The 23,984-nt window shown below is 67.4% G+C and carries 22 protein-coding genes; 12 read left to right on the top strand and 10 right to left on the bottom strand.

What is annotated here, in order from left to right:
* Positions 1-26: 26 nt before the first annotated feature.
* A complete protein-coding gene (locus AB839_RS18415; protein WP_053496719.1) occupies positions 27-371 on the bottom strand; it encodes a hypothetical protein in 345 nt (114 codons plus the stop codon).
* 146 nt (positions 372-517) lie between these two features.
* On the opposite strand from AB839_RS18415, the gene AB839_RS18410 reads away from it, so the two are divergent.
* The 3 genes from AB839_RS18410 (at position 518) to ligD (ending at position 4,490) form a co-directional block, all read left to right on the top strand.
* Positions 518-916 carry a hypothetical protein gene (locus AB839_RS18410; protein WP_049413394.1) on the top strand — a complete coding sequence of 133 codons (399 nt, stop codon included), beginning with the start codon at positions 518-520 and terminating at the stop codon, positions 914-916.
* A 163-nt stretch (positions 917-1,079) separates the two neighbouring features.
* Positions 1,080-2,000 carry a Ku protein gene (locus tag AB839_RS18405; RefSeq protein ID WP_061480465.1) on the top strand — a complete coding sequence of 307 codons (921 nt, stop codon included), beginning with the start codon at positions 1,080-1,082 and terminating at the stop codon, positions 1,998-2,000.
* Positions 2,001-2,003: 3 nt separating this feature from the next.
* Positions 2,004-4,490 carry a DNA ligase D gene (gene ligD, locus AB839_RS18400; protein ID WP_061480464.1) on the top strand — a complete coding sequence of 829 codons (2,487 nt, stop codon included), beginning with the start codon at positions 2,004-2,006 and terminating at the stop codon, positions 4,488-4,490.
* 75 nt (positions 4,491-4,565) lie between these two features.
* Here the strand turns inward: ligD and AB839_RS18395 are convergent, their stop codons facing one another.
* The 4 genes from AB839_RS18395 to AB839_RS18380 form a co-directional block, all read right to left on the bottom strand.
* Positions 4,566-4,958: a hypothetical protein gene (locus AB839_RS18395; protein ID WP_061480463.1), complete on the bottom strand. Its 393-nt coding sequence runs from the start codon at positions 4,956-4,958 to the stop codon at positions 4,566-4,568.
* A 127-nt stretch (positions 4,959-5,085) separates the two neighbouring features.
* A complete protein-coding gene (gene adhP / locus AB839_RS18390; RefSeq protein ID WP_061480462.1) occupies positions 5,086-6,114 on the bottom strand; it encodes an alcohol dehydrogenase AdhP in 1,029 nt (342 codons plus the stop codon).
* Between the two features lie 96 nt (positions 6,115-6,210).
* Positions 6,211-6,849 carry a bifunctional 4-hydroxy-2-oxoglutarate aldolase/2-dehydro-3-deoxy-phosphogluconate aldolase gene (gene eda, locus AB839_RS18385; RefSeq protein ID WP_061480461.1) on the bottom strand — a complete coding sequence of 213 codons (639 nt, stop codon included), beginning with the start codon at positions 6,847-6,849 and terminating at the stop codon, positions 6,211-6,213.
* A 111-nt stretch (positions 6,850-6,960) separates the two neighbouring features.
* Positions 6,961-7,551: a cysteine dioxygenase family protein gene (locus AB839_RS18380; protein ID WP_061480460.1), complete on the bottom strand. Its 591-nt coding sequence runs from the start codon at positions 7,549-7,551 to the stop codon at positions 6,961-6,963.
* Between the two features lie 239 nt (positions 7,552-7,790).
* Between AB839_RS18380 and AB839_RS18375 the strand changes: the two genes are divergently transcribed.
* Positions 7,791-8,846 (top strand): LacI family DNA-binding transcriptional regulator, encoded by a 1,056-nt coding sequence (locus tag AB839_RS18375; protein WP_061480459.1) that lies wholly within the window; start codon positions 7,791-7,793, stop codon positions 8,844-8,846.
* A 105-nt stretch (positions 8,847-8,951) separates the two neighbouring features.
* On the opposite strand, the gene phhA is transcribed toward AB839_RS18375, so the two are convergent.
* A complete protein-coding gene (phhA, locus tag AB839_RS18370) occupies positions 8,952-9,845 on the bottom strand; it encodes a phenylalanine 4-monooxygenase (RefSeq protein ID WP_053496712.1) in 894 nt (297 codons plus the stop codon).
* Between the two features lie 125 nt (positions 9,846-9,970).
* Here phhA and AB839_RS18365 point away from each other — a divergent pair, with 125 nt between their 5' ends.
* On the top strand, positions 9,971-10,456 hold the full coding sequence (locus tag AB839_RS18365) for an Lrp/AsnC family transcriptional regulator (RefSeq protein ID WP_005411782.1): 486 nt from the start codon (positions 9,971-9,973) through the stop codon (positions 10,454-10,456).
* A gap of 39 nt (positions 10,457-10,495) precedes the next feature.
* Here AB839_RS18365 and AB839_RS18360 read toward each other — a convergent pair whose 3' ends face one another.
* Both AB839_RS18360 and AB839_RS18355 read right to left on the bottom strand, forming a co-directional pair.
* On the bottom strand, positions 10,496-11,488 hold the full coding sequence (locus AB839_RS18360) for a patatin-like phospholipase family protein (protein WP_061480471.1): 993 nt from the start codon (positions 11,486-11,488) through the stop codon (positions 10,496-10,498).
* Between the two features lie 235 nt (positions 11,489-11,723).
* Positions 11,724-12,740, bottom strand: a complete 1,017-nt coding sequence (locus tag AB839_RS18355) for a TIGR00266 family protein (protein ID WP_061480458.1) — start codon at positions 12,738-12,740, stop codon at positions 11,724-11,726.
* A 160-nt stretch (positions 12,741-12,900) separates the two neighbouring features.
* On the opposite strand from AB839_RS18355, the gene AB839_RS18350 reads away from it, so the two are divergent.
* The gene (locus AB839_RS18350; RefSeq protein WP_061480457.1) at positions 12,901-15,171 is read left to right on the top strand and encodes a TonB-dependent receptor; all 2,271 of its coding nucleotides are present in this window, start codon (positions 12,901-12,903) and stop codon (positions 15,169-15,171) included.
* Positions 15,172-15,302: 131 nt separating this feature from the next.
* Here the strand turns inward: AB839_RS18350 and AB839_RS18345 are convergent, their stop codons facing one another.
* Positions 15,303-16,142 (bottom strand): phosphatase PAP2 family protein, encoded by an 840-nt coding sequence (locus AB839_RS18345; protein ID WP_061480456.1) that lies wholly within the window; start codon positions 16,140-16,142, stop codon positions 15,303-15,305.
* A 261-nt stretch (positions 16,143-16,403) separates the two neighbouring features.
* On the opposite strand from AB839_RS18345, the gene AB839_RS18340 reads away from it, so the two are divergent.
* Positions 16,404-17,282: a hypothetical protein gene (locus tag AB839_RS18340; RefSeq protein ID WP_049399000.1), complete on the top strand. Its 879-nt coding sequence runs from the start codon at positions 16,404-16,406 to the stop codon at positions 17,280-17,282.
* 11 nt (positions 17,283-17,293) lie between these two features.
* Positions 17,294-18,496 (top strand): DUF4785 domain-containing protein, encoded by a 1,203-nt coding sequence (locus tag AB839_RS18335; protein WP_061480470.1) that lies wholly within the window; start codon positions 17,294-17,296, stop codon positions 18,494-18,496.
* A gap of 130 nt (positions 18,497-18,626) precedes the next feature.
* On the opposite strand, the gene AB839_RS18330 is transcribed toward AB839_RS18335, so the two are convergent.
* A complete protein-coding gene (locus AB839_RS18330; RefSeq protein ID WP_061480469.1) occupies positions 18,627-19,448 on the bottom strand; it encodes an ATP-binding cassette domain-containing protein in 822 nt (273 codons plus the stop codon).
* Between the two features lie 151 nt (positions 19,449-19,599).
* Here AB839_RS18330 and AB839_RS18325 point away from each other — a divergent pair, with 151 nt between their 5' ends.
* The 4 genes from AB839_RS18325 to AB839_RS18310 all read left to right on the top strand — a co-directional run bounded on the left by AB839_RS18325 (position 19,600) and on the right by AB839_RS18310 (position 23,672).
* On the top strand, positions 19,600-20,802 hold the full coding sequence (locus tag AB839_RS18325) for a fatty acid desaturase (RefSeq protein ID WP_061480455.1): 1,203 nt from the start codon (positions 19,600-19,602) through the stop codon (positions 20,800-20,802).
* Positions 20,799-21,131 carry a hypothetical protein gene (locus AB839_RS18320; protein WP_061480454.1) on the top strand — a complete coding sequence of 111 codons (333 nt, stop codon included), beginning with the start codon at positions 20,799-20,801 and terminating at the stop codon, positions 21,129-21,131. Before AB839_RS18325 ends, AB839_RS18320 begins: the two co-directional genes overlap by 4 nt.
* 19 nt (positions 21,132-21,150) lie before the next feature.
* Positions 21,151-21,963 carry a bifunctional DNA-formamidopyrimidine glycosylase/DNA-(apurinic or apyrimidinic site) lyase gene (gene mutM, locus AB839_RS18315; RefSeq protein ID WP_061480453.1) on the top strand — a complete coding sequence of 271 codons (813 nt, stop codon included), beginning with the start codon at positions 21,151-21,153 and terminating at the stop codon, positions 21,961-21,963.
* Between the two features lie 104 nt (positions 21,964-22,067).
* Positions 22,068-23,672: a glucan biosynthesis protein D gene (locus tag AB839_RS18310; protein WP_061480452.1), complete on the top strand. Its 1,605-nt coding sequence runs from the start codon at positions 22,068-22,070 to the stop codon at positions 23,670-23,672.
* Positions 23,673-23,984 lie beyond the last annotated feature (312 nt).

The raw sequence follows: 23,984 nt of genomic DNA, 5'->3' as shown, positions 1-23,984 counted from the left end.
TGCCGGCCAGCGGCCGGCACTACCCGTCAGTCGGGGGCCTTGGCCGGTACGAACGGCGAGGTCGGGTCGCTGGCCGGGAAGGTCTCCTCCAGCGCCTCGTCCTGGTTGTCGCTGGCGCGCTGCTTGCGTTCGCGACGCTTGAGCGGGCTTTCCTGGCCGCCGCGATGCCGGTCGCCGCCATCCTTGCGGTCCTGGGCGGCCTGTTCAGCCTCGTGCTTCACCGGCAGATGGTCGCCACCGTGCTCGGCGTCGTAGAAAGGTGCACCGGTGCCGCGGTAGTCGGCATTGTCGGCATCGCGCTTGCCGCGCTGTTCACCGGGAATGGGCGGGTGGTTTTCCCGCAACGGGTCTCGGGAATTCTCTCGGCTCATGGTCTGGCTACCTGCGCTCGGGGCTCCCACTACACCGCGCCACAGGTAAAGCCGCCGCGAACCCGGCGTCATGAACATCTTGCTCACCCCCCGGTAACAGCACCGCGCGTATTCCTGCCCACCCGCCCCCGCTGCAGGAGCCGGCCATGCCCCGTCTTGAACGACCCGCACCGTCCGTGTTCAACGCCCTGCTCGATCCGCTCGGCCAGCGCACCGCACAACGCCGCACGCGCCGCCATGAAGATCCGCAGGCGGTGGCGCAGGACTACCTGCAGTACATGCTCAGCGACTACGAAGAGCGTCGCGGGCAGAACCACCGCAACTGGCGCGATCTATGCCCGGTCTACGCCTTCGCATTGACCACCCACGCTGCCGACTGGCCGCGCGGTGACGCCGCGGATACGTGCGAGGAACTGGCCGAACACTGGGAACAGATGCGCGGGCAGTCGCGGTTGAGCTGGTCGCAGGCACGGCCGGTGGTGGAAGACGCCTGGCGCGCGCTGGATCATATTCCTGCGGTGGCGGTGAGGCCGTTGCTGCAGTAGTGCCGGCCGCTGGCCGGCAACCTCAGGAAACTTCAGGCCGCGAGCTCTGCCGGCCAGCGGCCGGCACTACCGTTCTCCGTAGAACCCACGTGCACGGTATCGACACGGGTGGTTTACACCGCCCATCCGAAGCTGGATGCCCTGCCCCGCCAAAGGTACGCCCATGGCCCGCCCGATCTGGACCGGCACGCTGTCGTTTGGCCTGCTCAACGTGCCGGTGTCGCTGATGTCAGGCGAACGCAAGGTCGATCTGCAGTTCCGCATGCTCGACTCCCGCGACCGCAAGCCGATCCGCTTCGAGCGGGTCAACGCCGATACCGGCGAGGAAGTGCCATGGAAGGACATTGTCAAAGCCTACGAGTACGACAAGGGCAGCTACGTCGTGCTGGAGGAAGGCGATATCCGGTCTGCGGCACCGGAAAGCCACGAAGCGGTGGAGGTGGAATCGTTCGTGGATGCCGCGCAGATCGACCCGCGCTACTACGAGAAACCCTACCTGCTGGTGCCCGGCAAGAAGGCCGAAAAGGGCTACGTGCTGCTGCGCGAGACATTGCGCAGTACCGGCAAGGTGGGCATCGCCCGGGTGGTGGTGCGTACCCGCGAATACCTGTGCGCGGTGATGCCGCATGCGGACGCGCTGGTGCTGATGATCCTGCGCTATCCGCAGGAACTGGTGGATCCCGGCGATTACAAGCTGCCCACCGGAAAGCTCGCCGATTACCGCATCAGCAGCAAGGAAACGGCGATGGCCGAGCAGTTGATCGAGTCGATGTCCGGTGATTGGGATCCGTCGCAGTATCACGACGAATTCCGCGAGCGCCTGCAGCAGGTGTTGAACAAGCGCATCAAGTCCAAGGGCGGTACCACCCGGGTGGAGGATGAGCCTGTACCGCGCGAGGATGCCACCACCAACGTGGTCGATTTCATGGCGCTGCTGCAGAAGAGCCTGGACGCGAACAAGCGTACGCCGGCGAAGAAGATGGCAACGCGGAAAGCAGCCACCAAGCCGACGGTAAAGAAGGCCGCAAAGAAGGCAACGAAGAAGGCCGCGAAGAAAACCGCTGCACGGCGCAAGGCAGGTTGAGCCATGTCGTTGCACCAGTACCGGCGAAAGCGCCGACTTGGCGGTGGCTTCGGGCAGACACCGGAACCTGACGACACGCCCGCACACGGCAACCCGAAGCGGCGGCCGATCTTTGTCATACAGCTGCACCATGCCACTTCGCGGCACTATGACTTCCGCCTTGAGATGGACGGTGTGCTGAAAAGCTGGGCGGTGCCGAAGGGTCCTTCGCTTCGCGTTGGTGACAAGCGGCTGGCCGTGGAAGTGGAAGACCATCCGCTGTCCTACGCCGGTTTCGAAGGCGATATTCCCGAAGGGCACTACGGCGCTGGCCACGTGGAGGTCTTCGATCACGGCACATGGGCCTGCGAAGGCGATCCACTGCAGGCACTGGCAGCGGGAAAGATCGACTTCGTGCTGCATGGGCAACGCCTGGCTGGCGGCTGGAAGCTGGTGCGCACAGCGATGAAGGGACGCCAGGTGCAGTGGCTGTTGATCAAACGCGACGACGAGGAAGCGCGCGATGCCGAAGCAGATGATCTGCTCCAATCCCCCATGCCGAAACGCTCATCCGCAGTGAGCAAGCGCACGATGGGCAAGTCAACGCGCGCCGCACCGGCTGCACGATCGGCGACCCGCAAGGCCGATGCGCGTTGGCATGCGCGAGCACTGAACCTGGACGGCGCGCGTGACACGCCCTACCCGCGTGCCTTCAAGCCACAGCTGACCGATCATCGCGACAGTGCACCGGACGGCGAGCGCTGGTTGCATGAGATCAAGTGGGATGGCTATCGCCTGCTGGCCGATCTGCACGAAGGCAAGGTGACGCTGCGCTCCCGCAACGGCCTGGATTGGACCGGTGATTTCCCCGAGGTGGTACAGGCCGTGCAGGCACTGCCGGTGCGGGATGCGCGCCTGGACGGCGAGCTGGTGGTGCTGGACAAGCAGGGGCGCAGCGACTTCGCCGCGCTGCAGCGCGTGATCGACGGGAGTTCGAAGCAACCGTTGCGCTACATCGTGTTCGATCTGCCGGGTGTGGCCGGCGTGGACATCAGTCGTTCACCGCTGCTGGAGCGCAAGGCGCTGCTGAAGGATCTCATCGGACCCACGCCCGGAACCCTGGCCTTCAGCGAGCACGTGATCGACCATGGCCCGCAGGTATTCGATGCCAGCAGCAAGGCGGGATTCGAAGGCATCGTCAGCAAGCAGGTGGATGCGCCCTACATGAACACCCGTGCACGCAGCTGGGTGAAGGTGAAGCATGAAGACACCGACGAGTTCGCGATTGTCGGCTACACGGCACCGAAGGGCTCCCGGGTAGGGTTCGGCTCGCTGCTTCTCGCCACGCCGGACAACGGCGGATTGCGCTATGTGGGGCGGGTCGGCACCGGCTTCGACGACGAGAGCCTGCGCGCGCTGCACAAGGCGCTGCAGCCGTTGGCGGTGAAGACGCCTGTGCTGCAGCTGCCGGCGCATGTGCCGTTCCGCGCCGCCAGCGTTCGCTGGGTGAAGCCGGCGACGGTGGCGGAGGTAGCATTCCGTGGCTGGGGCAAGGAAGGCCTGCTGCGCCAGGCCAGTTTCAAGCGGCTGCGCATCGACAAGCAGAAGGAGGACCTGGGAGTGGCCATATCGAGTGCTGAAGCCGGGGGCGAGGTCCAGATCACCCATCCGGAGCGGGTGGTGTTCCCAAGGCAGAAGCTCAGCAAGGGCGACGTGGCGGACTACTACCAGCGCATGGCGCGCTGGATCCTGCCCGAAATTGCCGGGCGGCCCTTGTCACTGCTGCGCTGCCCGGATGGCGTGGGCAAGGACTGCTTCTTCCAGAAGCACCATGGCCCCGGCCTGGGGGATGCCGTGCACGCGGTGCCCCTGCAGCAGAAGAGCGGCCGCGAGGACTACGTCTACATCGACGATGTGCGGGGCCTGCTGCAACTGGTGCAGATGAACACTCTGGAGCTGCATCCGTGGGGCGCGACCGTGGCCGATCCCGAGCACCCGGATCGCTTGGTGTTCGATCTCGATCCCGGTGAAGGGGTCGGCTGGACGGAGGTGAAAGCCGCTGCGCGTGATGTCCGTGACCGCCTGCAGCAGGTGGGCCTGAAGAGCTTCGTACGCCTGTCCGGTGGCAAGGGCGTGCACGTGGTGGTGCCGCTGCAGCCCAAGGCAGGCTGGGACGAGGCGAAGGCGTTCTGCGAGGCATTCGCGCAGGCAATGGCGCTGGAGCAGCCTGATCGCTATGTGGCGACGATGAGCAAGGCCAAGCGCGGCGGGGTGATCTTCATCGACTGGCTGCGCAACACACGGGGCGCTACCAGCGTGTGCTCGTGGTCGCTGCGTGCACGCGACAGCGCTGGCGTGGCAGTGCCGCTGCGCTGGGAAGAGCTTGCACGCGTCAGTGCGGCCGACGCTTTTCCGATGGCCAAGGCACTGGCGCGCGCGAAGCGGCTGAAGGCGGACCCTTGGCACGGTATCGCGCGGCTGAAGCAGACGTTGCCGCGCATGGACCTGTAGAGCCGAGCCTATGCTCGGCTGCCTGTGTCGATGTGCATGAAAGCCGAGCACGGGCTCGGCTCTACAGGGGCGGCGTTACCTTGCGTCGCGCGATGCGCGGCGGCCGAACCACCAGCCGGCCAGCAGTTGCAACGGCAGTGACGCCAGCAGTGAAATGACGAACCAGAACGGGAAATCCGCACCCGCCGTCCACATGGCGTAGCCACAGCCCAGTGCGACCAGCGACCAGATCGAGAAGCCGTGCGATCGCGGCCAGCAGGGCGCGTAATAGGTGGCAAAGGAAACCCCGGCGATGCCACCGAGCACGCTGAAGGTGAGATCCCAGCCCAGTTGCACGCTGTTGTTGTCCGGCGACAGGCCCAGCAACGGTGGCAGCCAGCTGGCGACGCTGCTGACCAGCGCAAGCGACAGCACGCCGCCGATCAGGGCAACGAGGGACAGGAACAGGGTCTTGAGCAGGCCGGGCATGCGCGCATTGTACGGCGGCCACAGAGTGCCCGCGTTGCCGGCCAGCGGCCGGCACTACCGATGAATCGGCATGGCCGCCGCGTCTGTGGGAGAGGGGGACGGAGCGACGGCGGCCATGCACAGGCGGTCAGGCGGCGAAGTCGAGCACCACGCGGCCTTCGATGGTGCCCGCATGCATGCGCGCAAACACGTCGTTGATGTTTTCCAGGCGGTCGGTGCTGACCGTGGCCGCGACCTTGCCCTCGGCGGCGAACTGCAGAGATTCCTGCAGGTCCAGGCGGGTACCGACGATCGAGCCGCGCACGGTGATGCCGTTGAGCACCATGCCGAAGATGTCCAGCGGGAAGTTGCCGGGCGGCAGGCCATTGAGCGAGACAGTGCCGCCGCGGCGCACCATGCCCAGTGCCTGCTCGAACGCCTTCGGCGACACCGCGGTGACCAGCGCACCGTGGGCGCCGCCGATTTCCTTCCTGAGGAACGCGGCCGGGTCGGTGGTGCGCGCGTTGACGGTGACCTGCGCGCCCAGCTGGCGGGCCAGTGCCAGCTTGGTGTCGTCCACGTCCACCGCGGCCACGTTCAGGCCCATCGCGCGGGCGTACTGCACGGCCATGTGGCCCAGGCCACCGATGCCGGAAATCGCCACCCAGTCACCGGGCTTGGTGTCGGTGACCTTCAGGCCCTTGTAGACGGTCACGCCGGCGCACAGCACCGGCGCGATCTCGACGAAGCCCACGTCCTTCGGAAGCAGGCCGACATAGTTGGCATCGGCCAGTGCGTACTCGGCGAAGCCGCCGTTGACCGAGTAGCCGGTGTTGCGCTGCGTCTCACACAGCGTTTCCCAGCCACCCAGGCAGTGTTCGCAATGACCACACGCCGAGTACAACCAGGGGATGCCGACCCTGTCGCCTTCCTTGACGTGCCCTACCCCGCCTCCCACGGCCACGACGTGCCCCACGCCCTCGTGGCCGGGGATGAACGGCGGGTTCGGTTTCACCGGCCAGTCGCCCTCGGCGGCGTGCAGGTCGGTGTGGCAGACGCCACAAGCCTCGATCTTGACCAGTACCTCGCCCGCCCCCGGGCGCGGTACCGAGACTTCCTCGATCACCAGTGGCTTGCCGAACTCACGCACGACAGCGGCCTTCATGGTGGAATTCATGTTCGGATCTCCGTAGTGCGCTTGCCCACAGAATGACGCCGGCGCGAGACCGGCGCTTTGATCACGATCAAACCTTTGAAGATCCGCGAAGCAGGTTCAGCTGGCCAGCATCGAGGCCTCGCGGGCCAGGCGCTCGATGGCGTCCCAGTCGCGGGTCTGCAGCAGCGCCGGGGTGGTCAGCCACGAACCGCCCACGCACAGCACGTTGGGCAGGTGCAGGAACTGCGGCGCGGTCTGCGCGCTGATGCCGCCGGTCGGGCAGAAGCGCACATCGGCGAACGGGCCGTGCCAGGCGGCCAGCAGCGCGGCGCCGCCGGCCTGCACGGCCGGGAAGAACTTGAAGGTGTCCGCGCCGTGCTCCAGGCCCTGGATCAGGTCCGAAGCGGTGGCAGCACCGGGCAGGTACGGCAGGTCGGCATCACGCGCGGCCGCATACAGTGCCGGCGTGGCACCGGGGGAAACGGCAAAACGCGCACCGGCCTGCTTCGCCGCCTGCATCTGCGCGGCGTTGAGTACGGTGCCGGCACCGATCACCGCGTCCGGCACGGCCTCGACCATGGCCTTGATCGCATCCAGCGCCTGCGGCGTGCGCAGGGTCACCTCGATCACCGGCAGCCCGCCACGGAACAGCGCCTGGGCCACTTCGACCGCTTCATTCACATCTTCGGGGGTGTACACCGGGATCACCGGTGCCAGCTTCAACAGCGCGCGCAGGCGCGGATCAGCGCTGGACATCGTCTTGCTCCTTGCCCGCCAGGGCATCGCGGATGCTGCCGGTGCCGGCAGCGCAGCGGCGCATGATGCCATGCGGACCGCGACGGTGCCCTGCTCCGCACCGCGCCGGATTCAGGCCGGGTCGGCCTGCAGCGCCTGGATGCGGCGCTGGTACCAGTCGCCACCGAGCGGATCGAACACCGCCGAGCGCTCCATCTGCGCCTCGTACACGTGTACCGAGATCGCCAGTGCCTCATCGCTGGCATTGCGCAGGGTGTGGTACTCATGCGGGGGGATCAGGCTGCCTGCACTGCCGCAGCCCCCGCGCAGCGCGGCGTGGCGGCGGAAGCGCCAGCGCTCGCCGGCGCACTCCAGCAGCTCGTAGCGGGTGATCTCCAGCTCGCCCAACCACACGCCCTCCACACACCACATGGCATCGTGGTCGTGCAGCGGCGTGCCCTGCCCTGGGCCCCAGCTCATGGCAATCACGCTGTAGCCGTGTTCGCGGCTGTGGTACAGCGGACGTCGCGCGTAATGATCGCTGACCGGCCGATGCACGCATTCGGGCAACTCGATGCGGCTGTCGGTTATGGCTTCCTGCAGCGCCAGCTGCAGGTCGGTCGTGATGCGCTCGGGATCACCGGAGCTCATCGCCGCGTCGACTGCGGCGATCAACCGGTCGCGGCCGCGGAATGGCGGAAACGGAGAAGTCTGCAGGTCCATGCCTCGAATGTAGCGGAGCATGGTTAAGGGAATGTTGGCGTTCGCGCGCGTCGCGTCCACATTCAAGGTGAATACGCGCGGAAGAACGATTCAGATGCAGACGCAGTAGAGCGATCACAATGGAACCTTGCGCAGCAGAACCTGTCGAACACGACACGATTCAGATCCGCTGCGACATTCCGCAACTTCGCGCCCGACGGGCGCAAGGCTAGAATTCTCCGACTTACCTGGTTCTATACATGTCAGTGCGAACTATTAGCGATGCCGCGTTGCCGGCATCGAAGGGCAAGGCTGCCACGATCAACGACATCGCACGACTGTCGGGAGTTTCCAAGAAAACGGTTTCAAGAATCATCAACAACTCGCCGCTGGTGCGCAAGGACACCCGCGACAAGGTCGAGGCGTTGATGCGCGAGGTCGGTTACGTGCCCGATCCTCTCGCGCGCGGGCTGGCATTCCGCCGCTCCTTCCTGATCGGCCTGGTGTATGACGACCCGGGTGCCCAATGCATTGTCGACCTGCAGCACGGCGCGCTGGACGCGCTGCGCGGCACCGGCTATGAGCTGGTGGTGCACCCCTGCGACAGCCAGGATCCGGAATGCCCGCAGGGCGTGCGTCGTTTCGTGCAGCAGCAGAAGCTGCACGGCGTGATCCTGGGGCCGCGTGCGTCCGAATCGGCCGCGCTGGCGCAGACCCTCGATGACATCGACTGTCGCTACGTGCGCATCAACGCGCATGCCTCGGAGGATGAGAACCATGCCGTGGTCACCCATGACCGCGATGGTGCTGCCGCTGCGGCGGGCTACCTGCTTTCGCTTGGCCACCGCGACATTGCGGTGATCACCGGACCGGGTGACCGGCGTGCCGCGCGCGAACGGACGCATGGTTTCCTTGATCGGCTGGCGCAGGTCGGCCTGACCCTGCCCGGCGAGCGCGTGCTGGAAGCGGGCGACACCTTCGAGTCCGGCGTGCATGCCGCCGAACGGCTGCTGATGGGCGAGCAACGCCCCAGTGCGATTTTCGCCGGCAACGACGAAATCGCCGCAGGCGTGTACCAGGTGGCATTGCGTGCAGGCATCGCGGTGCCGCAGCAGCTGTCGATCGTCAGCTACGACGACAGCCCGTTGGCATCGCGGCTGTGGCCGCCGCTGACGTCGGTGCGGCGCCACGTCTCCGATATCGGCCGCACCGCCGCCGCCATGCTGGTCCAGGCCGACGTGCCCGACGCGCCGACCGCCGCCAGCGTGCATCCGCAGTTGATGGTGCGCGGGTCCTGCCGGGCCGTGGACGCCTGAGTGCCCTGCCCTCGCCTGCGCCGCTGCAGTGGCGCAGGCAGGCAACAACGAAAACGGCGCACCCATGTGCGCCGTTTTCAGTGCAAAGCCGTGCGCGTTGTGTGCTTACACGTCGCCGCCGTCGGCCCAGCCTTCGCCGGTGCCCTTCTGGAACACGCGGTCGTCGCCCTGCACTTCACCGGCCGGCAGATGCGCCTGGTTGGCCAGTGCCGCGTAGATCGGGGTGAAGTCCGGCGAGGTCGCCTGCATGAGCTGTTCGAAGCTGTCGATGACGAAGTAGGTCTTCTGGAAGGTGTCGATGCGGTACTTCGTGCGCATGATCCGCTGCAGGTCGAAGCCGATGCGGTTGGGCGCGGCCGATTCCAGCGAGTACAGCGACTCGCCCTTCGACGACACGATGCCGGCACCGTAGATGCGCAGGCCCTCGGGCGTGTCGATCAGGCCGAACTCCACGGTGTACCAGTACAGGCGGGTCAGGTTCTGCAGCGCATCCGGACCGATCGCATGCGCTTTGACGCCGCCGCGGCCGTACGCCTCCATGTAGTCGGCGAACACCGGGTTCATCAGCAGCGGCACGTGGCCGAACAGATCGTGGAACAGGTCCGGTTCGGCGATGTAGTCGATCTGGTCCGGGCGGCGGATCCACCAGGTCACCGGAAAACGGCGGTTGGCCAGATGGTCGAAGAAATCCAGTTCCGGCAACAGGCCTTCAACGCCGACCAGGGTCCAGCCGGTGGCCGCGCCCAGCACTTCGTTGAGTTGGTCGAAGCGCGGAATCATGTGTGCGCTCATGCCCATTTCGTCCTGCGCATCCAGGAACTCCTGGCAGGCACGGCCGACCAGCAGCTCGCGCTGGCGCTGGTACAGCGTGCTCCAGGTTGCGTGGTCGTCGGCGCTGTAGGTGTCCCATGGCTGCTCGACGAGCGCGGTGGTATACACCGGCACGTAGCCCTTGTCGGTCTGCTGGTGTTCGACGCGGCGGGGCTGGGCGAGGTCCATGCGGCACTCCTGGATGGGATACCCACGATGCTAGGGCAGGGGACGCGCAACAGGGTTGCAAAAGTTGCGCCGATTGGCCTTGTTGGCGCAATATCCTTGCGTACTCACCATGTTGCGGGGCAACAATGGCCGGAGAAGTCCAGTTCGATCGCACGGATATACGCCTGCTGGCCGAAATCCAGCGGGATGGGCGCGCCACCAACGCCGAACTGGCGGCGCGGGTGAATCTCTCGCCTTCGGCCTGCCTGCGGCGGCTGCAGCGGCTGGAAAGCGAGGGCGTGATCGTCGGCTATGGCGCGCGGCTGGAGCCACGGCAGCTGCGGCTGGGCCTGCAGGCGTTCGTGCGTGTGCAGCTGGAGAAGCACGACCAGGCCGCCATCGGCCACTTCGTGGACAGCGTGCAGGCGTGGGACGAGGTGGTGGCCTGCCACGCGCTGACCGGCGACATGGACTACCTGCTGCACGTGTACGTGCGCGACCTGGAGCACTTCTCGCGCTTCCTGCTGGACCGGCTGCTCAATGCCGGTGGCGTGGCCGATGCCAATTCCAGCTTCGTGCTGCGCACGGTGAAGGGCTTCCAGGCGTTGCCGCTGTCGCAGCTGGAGTCCTGAGCGACCACCGGGCGGGCCCGGTGGCCTGGCTTCAATGGATCAGCACTTGTCCTTGCGGCCGATCAGCTTGCCAAGGCGCGAGGCTTCCTCGCACTTCGGCGCGGCCACCGGTGCCGGTGCGGCAGCTGCGGCGCGCGCGCGCTGCAGCTGCTGGATCTTCGCGCGGATCTGGGGCATCGCTGCCATCGCGGCCTTTTCGCCTTCCAGGATCGCGGTGCCACGCTGGCTGAAATCGGCGGCACCGATGTCCAGTACCTTCGGGCGGATGACGATGTCGGCGCGCGCCAGTTCCTGCTCGCCCAGGCGCTGGCCCATGATCGAGATGGACTGGTTGACGATGCCCAGCATGTCGGTCGGCGCCTTGCCGCTGGCCTTGCTGGAGATGTCGACGGCGATTACGAAGTCGGCGCCGAGCTGGCGGGCAGCGTCCACCGGTACCGGGCTGACCACGCCACCGTCGATGTAGTTGCGGCCGCCGATCTTCACCGGCTCGAACACACCGGGGATGCTGCTCGACGCGCGCACGGCCTGGCCGACATTGCCGCGCACGAAGATTGCGCGCTCGCCGGTTTCCAGCTGGGTGGCGACGGCGGCGAACGGCTTTTTCAGGCGCTCGGCAGGACGGTTGGCAACCTGTTCGTTGACGTAGTCCTGCAGCTTCTGGCCCTGCACCAGGCCACCGGAGAACAGGCGCACATCGCGGATGCTGGCTTCATCAAGCGCCACGGCCCTGCTCTGCATCTGGAAGGCATCCATGCCGCTGGCATACAGGGCGCCGACCACGCTGCCGGCGCTGGTGCCGGCGACCACGGCCGGCTCGAAGCCGTTGGCCTCCAGCATCTTGATCACGCCGATATGGGCAAAGCCTTTGGCCGCGCCGCCGCCCAGGGCGATGCCGATCTTCACCGGCTTGGCCTGCGGGACCACGGTCGGCGCAGGCGGTGGCGTGGGGCGGACCGGGTCGCCACCGCAGCCGGCCAGCAGGCCGATCAGGGCGACAGACAGCAGCATGCGGGGGCGGAACAGGCTCATCGGCAGTGCGCGCACGGCGCCGGATTCAGGAAAGGGCGCCAGCATACCGAAGCCGTGGCGGGGCGGGCAGGGTGGGAAATATCGCCCATTCATAAAGGTAGTGCCGGCCGCTGGCCGGCAACCATAGGGAAACCTGGCAACGGTCCATGGGGCTGCCGGCCAGCGGCCGGCACTACCGGGATGCGTGCCAAGGTCCATGAGGTTGCCGGCCAGCGGCCGGCACGACCGGAGGCGGTCAGAAGCGGTTATCGCCATCCAGCATCCGGCCCAGGCCGCCCAGCACCGAGCCTTCGCCGCGGTTCTGGCCGCCGCCCTGCGGTGCGGCCATCCACATGCGGCCGGCCAGGCGTGAGAACGGCAGCGACTGCAGCCAGACCTTGCCGGGGCCGGTCAACGTGGCCAGGAACACGCCTTCGCCGCCGAACAGCATGCTCTTGATGCCGGCCACCCGACGCACGTCCATGTCCACCGTCGGGTGGTAGGCCACCACGCAGCCGGTATCCACGTCCAGGCGTTCGCCGGCGGCCAGCTCGCGCTCCACCACGCAGCCGCCGGCGTGGATGAACACCCAGCCGTCGCCCTCCAGTTTCTGCATGATGAAACCCTCGCCCCCGAACAGGCCGGTCATGATCTTGCGCTGGAACTGCACGCCGATCTGCACGCCGCGCGCGCCGGCCAGGAAACTGTCCTTCTGGCAGATCAGGCGGCCGCCGTGCTGGTCCAGTTTCATCGCCAGCACCGTGCCGGGGTAGGGCGCAGCGAAGGCGACCTTGCCCTTGCCATGGCCGCTCTGGGTGTAGACGGTGGCGAACAGGCTTTCGCCGGTCAGTACGCGCTTGCCGGCAGCCATCACCTTGCCCATGAAGCCGCCGCCCTGGTCGCCATTGGCGGCGCCGAACACGGTATCCATCTGCACCGTGGCGTCCTTGAACATCAACGCGCCGGCCTCGGCAATGGCGCTCTCGCCGGGATCAAGCTCGATTTCCACGAACTGCATTTCATGGCCGACGATGCGGAACTCGATGTCGTCGGCGCGGCCGCTGGCGGCGGCGGGGACCGGGGGCGGGGTGTGGGGCATGCCCGGGGCCGCGGATTGCAGTTCGGGCACTTCGGCAATCGAGGTCCATCCGCTCATGCCCTGGCACCAGGCCAGCGCGCGCGGGTTGGCCTGCGCGTAGCGGCGCGCGGCCGGGTCATCGAGCGGTCCGATTCGGTCGGCCTGGGCCGAGGCATGGAAGTACCACTGGGTCATTGCGGCGGCTCCGCGGCGCTGGAAAACCCCGAGTCTAGCGAGCGCCCCGGGGGGCAGGGCGACGGGGCCATGAACGGCCGGCATTTGCGGGGCAGGTGCTGTATTGCAACAATTATCTGGTAGCGCCGTTTTACCACCCCTCCAAACACAGCCTACCGCCATGTCCCCGACCCGCACTTCCCGTGGCCGCCCTCTGGTCGCGCGCCCTCTCGTTGCCGCTCTTTCCGCCCTGCTGCCGTTGGCAGCCGCCGCCCAGGAAACCCCTGCCGCCAAGGATCCGGTTGCCCTCGACACCCTGCAGGTCACCGCGCAGCGCCGTGTCGAGAACGCCAAGGACGTACCGGTCGCAGTCAGCGCGATCCAGGGCGAGAAGCTGGATGTACTCGGTTCGGCCGGCGATGACATCCGCTTCCTGGCCGCACGCGTGCCCAGCCTCAACATCGAGTCGTCCTACGGCCGTGCCTTCCCGCGCTTCTACATCCGCGGCCTGGGCAACACCGATTTCGATCTCAATGCCTCGCAGCCGGTGTCGCTGGTATACGACGACGTCGTGCAGGAAAGCCCGCTGCTGAAGGGCTTCCCGCTGTTCGACCTGGCCAACGTGGAAGTGCTGCGTGGCCCGCAGGGCACCCTGTTCGGCCGCAACACGCCGGCCGGCGTGGTCAAGTTCGACTCGGCGCGTCCGTCGCAGGATGCCGATGGCTACCTCCGCGTCGGCTATGGCAGCTACAACAGCTGGAACGTGCAGGGCGCCTACGGCGGCCCGCTGACCGACCGCTGGTCGGCACGCGTCTCGGCGATCTACCAGCGCCGCGACGACTGGGTCGACAACACCCGTGTCGGTGCTCCCAACAGTGGCTTCGAAGGCTACGACGAAGCCGCCGGCCGCGTGCAGTTCCTGTACGAAGGCGATGACTTCGAAGCGCTGTTCAACCTGCACAAGCGCAAGCTCAACGGCACCGCCCGCCTGTTCCGCGCCAACATCATCCAGAAGGGTGGCAATTCGCTGGTCGAGAACTTCGACCGCGACAAGGTGGCCAACGACGGCGTCAACTTCTCCGACCTGGAGACCTGGGGGGGCAGCGCGCGCCTGCAGTGGAACCTCGGCTCGGTGACCCTGCACTCGATCACCGGCTACGAGACCGCCGAATCGCTCAACCGCGGTGACATCGACGGTGGCTACGGTGCGGCCTTCCTCGGGGCCGGCAACTACGGCCCGGGCCTGATTCCGTTCTCCTCGGAGTCGGCTGATGGCCTGCCGCACCATCGCCAGTGGACGCAGGAAGTGCGCGTCGAGTCCAACGAGTGGGGCCGCTTCGACTGGCAGGCCGGCGTCTTCTACTTCGATGAAGACGTGACCATCAACAACTTCAACTACGACTCGCTGGCCCCGGGTAATCCGCAGACCGGCCATGTGGTGCAGAACCAGCGCAACAAGGCCTGGGCGGTGTTCGCTTCGGGTGACTTCGACGTCACCGACCGCTTCAAGCTGCGTGCCGGCGTGCGCTACACCCAGGACAAGAAGGACTTCAGCGCCAGCGTGCTGCAGGCGGTTCCGTTCGGCACCCCGGTCAGTGGCCCGTACCTGGCCAACACCGACGTCAACGACGTCAGCTGGGACCTGAGCGGCGTCTACAAGCTGACCGACGACATCAACGCCTACGCCCGCGTGGCCAAGGGTTTCCGCGCGCCGTCGATCCAGGGCCGCCTGGCCTTTGCGCCGGGTCTGTCGCAGGCCGATTCGGAGAAGGTCATCTCGTACGAGGCCGGCATCAAGGCCGATCTGTTCGAGCGCCGCGCGCGCCTGGGCCTGAGCGTGTTCCGCTACGACGTCGATGGCCAGCAGCTGATCGCCGTGGGCGGTTCCAACAACACCGCCACCCTGCTCAACGCCGACAAGACCATCGGCCAGGGCGTCGAGCTGGACCTGGAGGCCTACCTGGCCGACAACGTCCTGCTGACCTTTGGCAGCAGCTACAACGACACCGAGATCAAGGACAAGAACCTGGCGGTGGCGATCTGTGGCGGCGGCTGCACCATCACCGACCCGACCACGGTGATCAACGGCCAGACCTACGCGCTGGTGAACGGCAACCCGCTGCCGCAGGCGCCGAAGTGGATCCACAACGCGACCCTGCGCGTGGGCTTCCCGCTCAGCGATGGCAGCGAGCTGTACGCCTACACCGACTGGGCCTACCGCAGTGCGGTGAACTTCTTCATCTACGAGTCGCCGGAATTCCGCGGCCGTAGTTCGCTGGAAGGCGGCCTGCGCCTGGGCTACAACTGGGGTTATGGCCAGTACGACGTGGCGGTGTTCGGCCGCAACCTGACCAACCAGACCCGCGTGGTCGGTGCGATCGACTTCAACAACCTGACCGGCTTCCTCAACGAGCCGCGCACATGGGGCGTGGAGTTCACCGCGAAGTTCTGATGCGGTGGCTGCGGTAGTGCAATGAAGAAGGGCCGGCGCAATGCCGGCCCTTCTGTTTCCTGCTTTCTGTAGAGTCGAGCCATGCTCGACTGCCATGAGCCGAGCATGGCTCGGCTCTACAGAGGCATGGCTTACAGCGCGCTCTGCGGGCGCACCTTCAGCACCGCGTTCTCGGTGGTGCAGTCGCGGCTGGAGTGCCGACCGGCCTTGCGCGCCGCCTCGATCTCCTTGCGTGCGGCCAGCAGGTCCTTGTTGAACGCGGCGTTGTCGTGCAGGCGGGCCACGGCGGCGGCGCCCATGAAGCGGCCTTCGAGGATGTCGCTCTGCCAGTGCACGTTGCAGACCAGGCGGCTCTCGCCGTAGTTGCGGCCGCGGGCCTGGATGGCATCGGCGCGGTCCGGCGCGATCTCCGACAGGATCAGTGCCCAGGCCCAGCCGATTGAGGTGTGGCCTGATGGATAGGAACCATTCCTGCGCAGGCCATCCTCGTCCTTCGGCGAGCAGGTCGGCTCACCGTTGACCATGAACGGGCGCGGGCGCTGGTAGTGGTTCTTGGCCGCCTTGGTGGCGGCGCTGGCGTCGATCCGGCTGCGCTCCAGCAGTCGATACAGCGCCGGAGTCTTCACCGCATCGACGTCGATGTCGGCGGCGCAGGAGAAGTGGTTGGCGCCCTCGGGGAAACCGAGTTCCGCATCGACGCCGGCCTGGGCGAAGCGCGGGCTGCCACGCAGCGCGCGGGCTTCACGGCTGACCTGTTCGTCCAGGGCGAGGGCGGCCGAACCGGCCACCGGCGGTGCCGGCACCAGATCGAGGCTGGCCGGAACAGCGCTCTTGTCCAGATAGCCCACGGCCTTGGTGGTGATGTTGGCTTCGACGGCGGTCGGTTTGGTGGCCGTGGCAGCACAGCCGGCCAGGGCCACGGCAACGGCGAGGCCGAGCAGCGGGCGGGCGGGGTGGGAAATCAGCGACATGGACGGGCTCCGGAGGAAAAACACCGCGTCATGATCGCAGCCCGTATGCGGCACCGCAGTGGCCATCGGTCATACGGCCAGACCCGGCATGGTCATCACAGGAGATGAAGAACGTCATCGAAGCGTGCCAGTCTGCTGAATCCGGGCGCAGCGCACGGACTTTCACGCGGCCGCAGCGTGAGCATCGGCACATCGGCAGTCACCAGGCGCCGTCCAGTTCCAGCCGGGTCGGGGGGATCCGAAGACAGAGGGAGAGAAGCGATGCGCAGCACCGCAACAGGAAGTACCGTCCTGGCCCTGCTTCTGGGGCTGGCAGCAGCACCGGCGCAGGCCGCCGATGTGGTCGGCGTGGCCTTCGTGCATGGCACCGGCGCGCAGACCAATGCCACCCAGGACTACTGGCAGCCGGCGATCATCGACACCGTGCGCCAGGGCCTGCCCAACAGCAGCAACTATGTGGTCATCAACTGTGACTTCACCCAGTACATGTGGAAACCGGAGGCCGCCGGCTGCCTGGCCAACCAGCTGACCGGCTTCATCGACAGCCGTGGCATCACCCAGCTGGTGGTGATCACCCACTCCAACGGCGGCAACGTGATGCGCTGGATCCTGTCCAATCCGACCTACGACAGCCGCTATCCGAAGATCATCCGCACGGTGCGCAAGGTCAACGCACTGGCACCGTCTTCGGCGGGCACGCCACTGGCCGATGCGGTGCTCAACGGCAATACCTTCGAAACCTCGCTGGGCTGGCTGCTGGGCTACAAGAACGACGCGGTACGCCAGCAGCAGGTGGCCAGCATGGCCACCTACAACGCGCAGAACCTGTACGGCACGGCCGGTCGCCCGGCGCTGCCCAAGCCGTTCCGCGCGGTGGTCGGCAGTGACGTGGAATCGGCGGTGTGGGACAGCAACAGCTACTGCGGTGGCTATGCCGCCAACGTCGGCCTGGAGTTCACCCAGAACTGGTTGTCGTCCTGCTCCGATGGCTTCCTGGAGTGCAGCAGCCAGAAGGCGGCCGGCACCACCTGGTTCACCGACAAAGCGCGCACCCAGGGCGCAGAACCGCTCAGCCACAACCAGAGCCGGCGCGAGTGCTTCGGCCTCGGCACCCTGCTGCGCAACGACCTGACCCAGTGAGGGAGATGACCATGACGACCCATTCCACCCTGCTGGCCAGTGCGGTGCTGGCAGTACTGTCCCTTTCCGCCGCGCAGGCCGCGCAGCCTCTGCAGGCGGCCCGCGCGGGCGATCAGGTGCCTGCCGCATTGGTGGCCGCGCCGCTGCCTGCCGATGAAAGCGAACACGCGCCGTTGTCGTTTGCCTGGGCGCTGGACCCGGCACAACCGCTGCAGGCGGCCACGCCATATGCCTCGGTCAGCCGCAGTTACTGGCAGCAGGTCGATGGCACGCAGCTGCAGCGCGGCCTGGACCTGCCGCTGACGGCGCCCGATGCGGTGATCCAGCTGAGTCCGGCCGCAGGAGCTCGCGCGCTGCCGGCCAACACCCTGCAGGTGCGCGACCCGGCTGGCCGCAGCAGCGTGGCCCGCAGTGTCGATGCGCGCGCGCTGCAGGATGCCGGCATGCCGGTGAGTGATGGCAGCAGCATGCTGCGCACCGGTGCGACCAGTGCCGCCGGTGCGTACACCCTGCAGAGCACGCAGGCGCAGGGCCGCTATGTGGTGCAGGTGCTGGAGCCGAACAGCCCGCTGCGGTTGGAGGTGCAGGCCAACCAGGCGCAGGTGCTGGCCGGTGGCAACGTGCAGCTGCAGGCACGCCTGCTGGAAGACGGCGCCACCACCGCGCAGCTGGCATCGCGTCGTGGCGGCCTGGGGGGTGAAGCCCTGCTGGTCGCACCGGATGGCCGCAGTTGGCCGCAGCGTCTGCTGCGCACCACTGATGGCAGCCTGCGCGCGCAGGTGCGGATCCCGACCGACGTCGGCACCGTGCAGGGGCTGTGGGAGCTGCAGGTGTTCGCCCAGGCCGATGGCGTGCTGCGCGATGGCAAGGTGGCCTTCGCGGTGGCACGGCCGACCGCGCGTTTCAGCGGCCAGGCAGCACCGGACCCGTCCAGCCGCCAGGTGGCGCTGCCGCTGCAGGTGGCTGCGGCAGGCCGCTACGAGGCACGCGGCACGCTGTATGCCACGGCCCGCGATGGCCGGATGAAGCCGGTCGCGCAGGCACATGCAGCCGCGTGGTTCGATGGCCCGGGCGCCGGCCAGCTGGTGCTGCCGTTCGGCCAGGCCGCGTTGCCGGCCGGTTTTGGCGCACCGTACGAGCTGCGCGACCTGCAGCTGCAGGACCAGAGCCGGATGGCACCGATCGAGTCGCGCGCGCTGGCGTTGCGGTTCTGAGCACGACGGTGGCGGGCCGGGATATCCGGCCCGCTGCATTGCATCCTGTAGAGCCGAGCCGATGCTCGGCTGCTGTTTGCCGTGATCAGGAGCAGCCGAGCGTGGGCTCGGCTCTACAACGGCATGCCGATCACCCCGCGTATGCGGTCAGCCGGCCTTCCTGCTCGCAGACGGTGATCGCGCCGCCGAACACCGCCGACAGCGGTTCGTTGCGCAGCAGCTCGGCGCGGGTGCCGTCGGCCAGCACGCGGCCATCGCGCAGCAGTACCACGCGCTCGATCTCGGGAATGATCTCTTCGATGTGGTGGGTCACCAGCACCAGGGTGATGCCCTGCTGCGCCAGCGCCCGCATGGTCGCCACCAGCTGCTCGCGGGCGACCAGGTCCAGCCCGGTGGAGGGTTCATCCAGCAGCAGTGCCTGCGGCCGGTTGACCAGCGCGCGGGCGATCAGCACGCGGCGGGTCTCGCCAGCGGACAACTCGGCGTAGGCGCGGTCGCGCAGGGACAGGGCGCCGGTCATCGCCAGTGTCTCGCCCACGCGTGCGCGCATATCGGCGGTCACTTCGCGGAAGGCCGGCACCACGTAGCTGGCGAAGAAGCCGGACAGCACTGCCTGTTCCACGGTCAGGCCCGGCATGTCGGCCAGGTTGCTGCTGAGATCGCCGGTGACGATGCCCAGCTGCGATCGCAGCCGGTCCACCTGCCAGCGGTTCTGCCCCAGCACCCTTACCGCCACGGAGCCGTCGACCTGCGCCAGCGGGTACAGCTCGCGGGTGATCAGCTTGATGAAGGTCGACTTGCCGCAGCCGTTGGGGCCGAGCAGGGCGGTGTGCTGGCCCTGTGCGATGCGCAGGCTGAGCCCGTGCAGCACCTTCACCTGGCCGCGCACCACGGTGGCGCGGTCCAGTTCGATCAAGGGGGGCAGCTCCGCAACGGGCGGGGCGGCAGTCATGGTGCTGGCGCGTGGATCAAGGCTCGACAACTCAGGTCCCCAACTGTGAACGGTGCCACGGATGGCGATGCGATACATCGCCGCAGGGATGCAGTTTGCAACGCAAGCGCCCATCATGTCTGCCATCCCCGCGTCGATCCGGAGAGCTGCCATGTCTGATGCCCTGATGTCCCTGTTGACCGGTGGTGTGCTCGGCCTCGGCTGGTGGGCCATGTTGGGCGTGCTGCTGGTCTTCACCCAGATCACCATCTTCTCGGTAACCCTGTACCTGCACCGCAGCCAGGCCCATCGCGGGGTCGATTTCCATCCGGCGCTGGCGCACGTGTTCCGCTTCTGGCTGTGGCTGACCACGTCGATGATCACCCGCGAGTGGGTGGCCATCCATCGCAAGCACCACGCCAAGGTGGAGACCGAGGACGATCCGCACAGCCCGGTCACCCGCGGCATCGGCAAGGTGTTCTGGCATGGCGTGGAGCTGTACCGCGAAGCGCGCGGCATGCGCGCGGACATCGAGCAGTACGGGCGCGGCACGCCGGACGACGCGATCGAGCGCCACCTGTATACCCCGCACGCCACGCTGGGGCCGGTAGTGCTGCTGGCGATCAACGGCGTGCTGTTCGGCCTGCCCGGCGTGGCGCTGTGGGCGATCCAGATGGCGTGGATCCCGTTCTGGGCGGCGGGCGTGGTCAATGGCCTGGGCCACTGGTGGGGGTACCGCAACTACGAGTCGGCCGATACCTCCACCAATCTCACGCCGTGGGGGTTCTGGATCGGTGGCGAGGAGCTGCACAACAACCACCATGCCTTCCCCAGTTCGGCGCGCTTCGCGATGCGGCGCTGGGAGTTCGACATCGGCTGGAGTGCGATCCGCCTGCTGCAGGCGCTGCACCTGGCCAGGGTGCTGCGGGTGGCACCGGCCATGGACGTGCGCCCGAACATCGCCGTGCCCGATGCCGAAACGCTGAAGGCGCTGCTGTCGCACCGCTTCCAGGCGATGACCGATTACCAGCGCAACGTGTTCATGCCGGCCCTGCGCGAGGAGGCCGCGCAGGCCGGGGCCAAGCTGCGCCGCCTGCTGCCACGCCGGTTGCGCCGTGGCCTGGTCAACGATGGCCGCTGGCTGAAGCCGGACAGCCGCGCCCAGCTCAGCGCATGGGTGGCGCAGCGGCCGCGCATTCGCACCCTGGTCGAGTACCGCGGGCGATTGGCTGCGCTGCTGGAAGCCCGTGGCCACGACGCCGCCGAGCGCCTGCATCAGCTGCAGGCGTGGTGCCGCGAGGCCGAGGAAAGCGGTATCGCGGCGTTGCAGGCCTACGCCGCACGCTTGAAGGGCTACAGTCTGGTGGGCGCGTGAGGGCAGGGTACGGGCTTCTGCTGGCGGCGCTGCTGCCGGGTGCGGCGCTGGCCCAGGTCACCGACACCGCCAGCTATCTGCAGCGGATGGACAGCGATGGCGACGGCAAGGTCAGCGAGGCCGAGTACGTGCAGTGGATGCTGTATGCCTTCGACCGCATGGACCGCAATGGTGATGGCGTGCTGAGCGCCGACGAGCTGCCCGGCGGCAAGGGCAGGGCAATCCGCCGCGAGCAGCAGCGGCAGGTGATCGTGCAGCGCTTTCATAAGCAGGATGCCAACGGTGATGGCTTCCTGGATGCGCGCGAACTGTCCGCGCCGCCGCGTTGAGCGGGCGTAGAATCGCACCATGCCTGAACTGCCCGAAGTCGAAACCACCCGCCGCGGCCTGGCGCCGCACCTGCAGGGCCGGCGCGTGCATGGCGTGATCCTGCGCCGCGCCGACCTGCGCTGGCCGATTCCACCGGAAGTGGCCGAGCTGCTGCCGGGGCAGCGCATCGAGGACATCCGCCGGCGCGCCAAGTACCTGCTGCTGGATACCGCCATCGGCAGCGCCGTGCTGCACCTGGGCATGTCCGGCAGCCTGCGCGTGCTGCCCGGTGATACCCCGCTGCGGGCGCACGACCACGTCGACATCAGCCTGGACAACGGCCGCCTGCTGCGCTTCAACGACCCGCGCCGCTTCGGCAGCCTGCTCTGGCAGCCGGCTGGGGAGATCCACCCGCTGCTGCAGGGGCTGGGCCCGGAGCCACTGGACGACGCGTTCGACGGCGACTACCTGTTCGACCGCAGCCGGGGCCGCAGCGCGCCGGTGAAGACCTTCCTGATGGACCAGGCGGTGGTGGTGGGCGTGGGCAACATCTACGCCGCCGAGAGCCTGTTCAAGGCCGGCATCAGTCCGCTGCGCGAGGCAGGAAAGATCTCGCGAGAACGCTACCAGCGGCTGGCCGACGCGGTGAAGGAGATCCTGGGCTACGCCATCACCCGCGGCGGCACCACCCTGCGCGATTTCATCAGCCCCGATGGTGCGCCGGGCTACTTCGAGCAGGAGCTGCTGGTGTATGGCCGCGACGGGCTGCCGTGCCCGAACTGCGGGCGCGCGCTGAAGCACGCCACCATCGGCCAGCGCGCCAGCGTCTGGTGCAGCCACTGCCAGCGCTGAGCCGGCGACCAGCGGCAGCTGAACGGGCAGGGCGCGTCTCCGCTGCCCGTTAACGTTTGTCTGCCTATCATGGCCGACCTTCCCTCTGTGCCCGACGCGCCTGCATGCAACGACGCGACTTCATCCGCAATGCCTCCCTCGCCCTGGCTGCATTCGGCCTGCCGTCCCTGCCCGCGTGCGCGGCCAGCAGGAGCGGTCAGATGGGCCTGCGCCGCCTCGGCCAACCGCAGCCGTTCGACTTCGCCACCCTGAAGGGCCAGGCGCGCGCGCTGGCACAGGCGCCCTACAAGAGCCACAAGCGGGTGTTGCCGGGCCGCCTGGAAGGCCTCGACTGGGACCAGTACCAGTCGATTGGCTACCGCCAGGACCATGCGCTGTGGGCCGACCAGCCTGGCAAGTTCCAGGCCAAGTTCTTCCACCTGGGCCTGTACTTCCATTCGCCGGTGCGCATGTTCGACGTGGTCGACGGCAAGGCGCAGGAACTGGCGTATGACGGCGCGGCGTTCAACTACGGCAAGAGCGGCATCAAGGATGGCGAGCTGCCGGCCGATCTGGGCTTCGCTGGCTTCCGCCTCAACACCCGCAAGGACACCGACCGCGACTTCGCCGCCTTCCTCGGCGCCAGCTACTTCCGCGCCGTTGGCAAGGAGGGCCAGTACGGCCAGTCGGCGCGTGGGCTGGCGATCGATACCGGCATGGGCAAGCCGGAGGAATTCCCGGACTTCATCGCCTACTACCTGGAGCAGCCGTCGGCCGATTCGGACACGATCGTGGTCTATGGCCTGCTGGATTCGCCCAGCGTTACCGGTGCCTATCGCTTCGCGATCACCAACGGTGACGTGCTGCTGATGGACATCGACAGCGCGCTGTACCCGCGCAAGACGATCGAGCGGTTGGGCATCGCCCCGTGCACCAGCATGTACCAGGTGGGCGAGAACGACCGCCGGATGGGCTGGGACTGGCGCCCGGAGATCCACGATACCGATGGCCTGTCGCTGTGGACCGGTGCCGGCGAGTGGATCTGGCGGCCGCTGCTGAACCCGCGCAACCTGCGTTTCAACATGTTCGTGGACCGCAACCCGCGCGGCTTCGGCCTGCTGCAGCGCGACCGCAATTTCGACCATTACCAGGACGACGGCGTGTTCTACGAGAAGCGCCCGTGCCTGTGGGTGGAGCCGAAGGGCGAATGGGGCGAAGGCTCGGTGCAGCTGGTGGAGATTCCCACCGTGGACGAGACGTTCGACAACATCGTGGCGTTCTGGAACCCGAAGGAAAAGCCACAGCCGGGCCAGGAGCTGCTGGTCGGTTACCGCTTGTACTGGGGCGCCGAACCGCCGGCGCGCCCGCCGCTGGCGCACTGCGTGGCCAGCCGCACCGGCCTGGGCGGTGTGGTCGGCAAGAAGCGCGAGTACTTCAGCTGGCGCTTCGCGGTGGACTTCGAAGGTGGCGAACTGGCCAGGCTGATCGACAAGGCCGAGGTCGAAGCGGTGGTGGAAGCCAGCCGTGGCCGGGTCGAGATCGTTTCGGCGCGCCCGCTGCGCGAGATCAACGGCTATCGCGCGATGTTCGACCTGGTGCCGCCGGAAGGCAGTACCGAGCAGATCGACATCCGCCTGTTCCTGCGCAGTGGTGGCAAGACCCTCACCGAGACCTGGCTGTACCAGTACACCCCGCCGCCGGCCGGTGCGCCGGAGCGCACGCTGTACTAAGAGGGGGGGGCAGGGCTTGCAGCCCTGCACCTGCTGACGTCAACGTCAACGTCAAAAGCGGGCATTCCGTGGGATGGCGGGGTGGGTCCGGTTGAGGGGGGCGGCGTAAATACGTCCATGTAGCCTCGGTCGCGCCATCCATGGCGCTCACGCCCCCTCAACCGGACCCACCCCGCCTTCGACAGATCGCCGCGATCTGTCGGAGCACGGGGTCGGATCCCGTTGCTGCGCAACGGGCTCTGACCCCAGATGAATTTCGATAGATGAATTTCGATATCTGACAGATGTGCCGACCAACGGTCGGCACCCACC

It is taken from the genome of Stenotrophomonas sp. DDT-1 (assembly GCF_001580555.1).
GTDB lineage: Bacteria > Pseudomonadota > Gammaproteobacteria > Xanthomonadales > Xanthomonadaceae > Stenotrophomonas > Stenotrophomonas sepilia.
The sequence above is the reverse complement of the archived record's forward strand: the minus strand, read 5'-3'. Positions and strand labels throughout refer to the sequence as shown.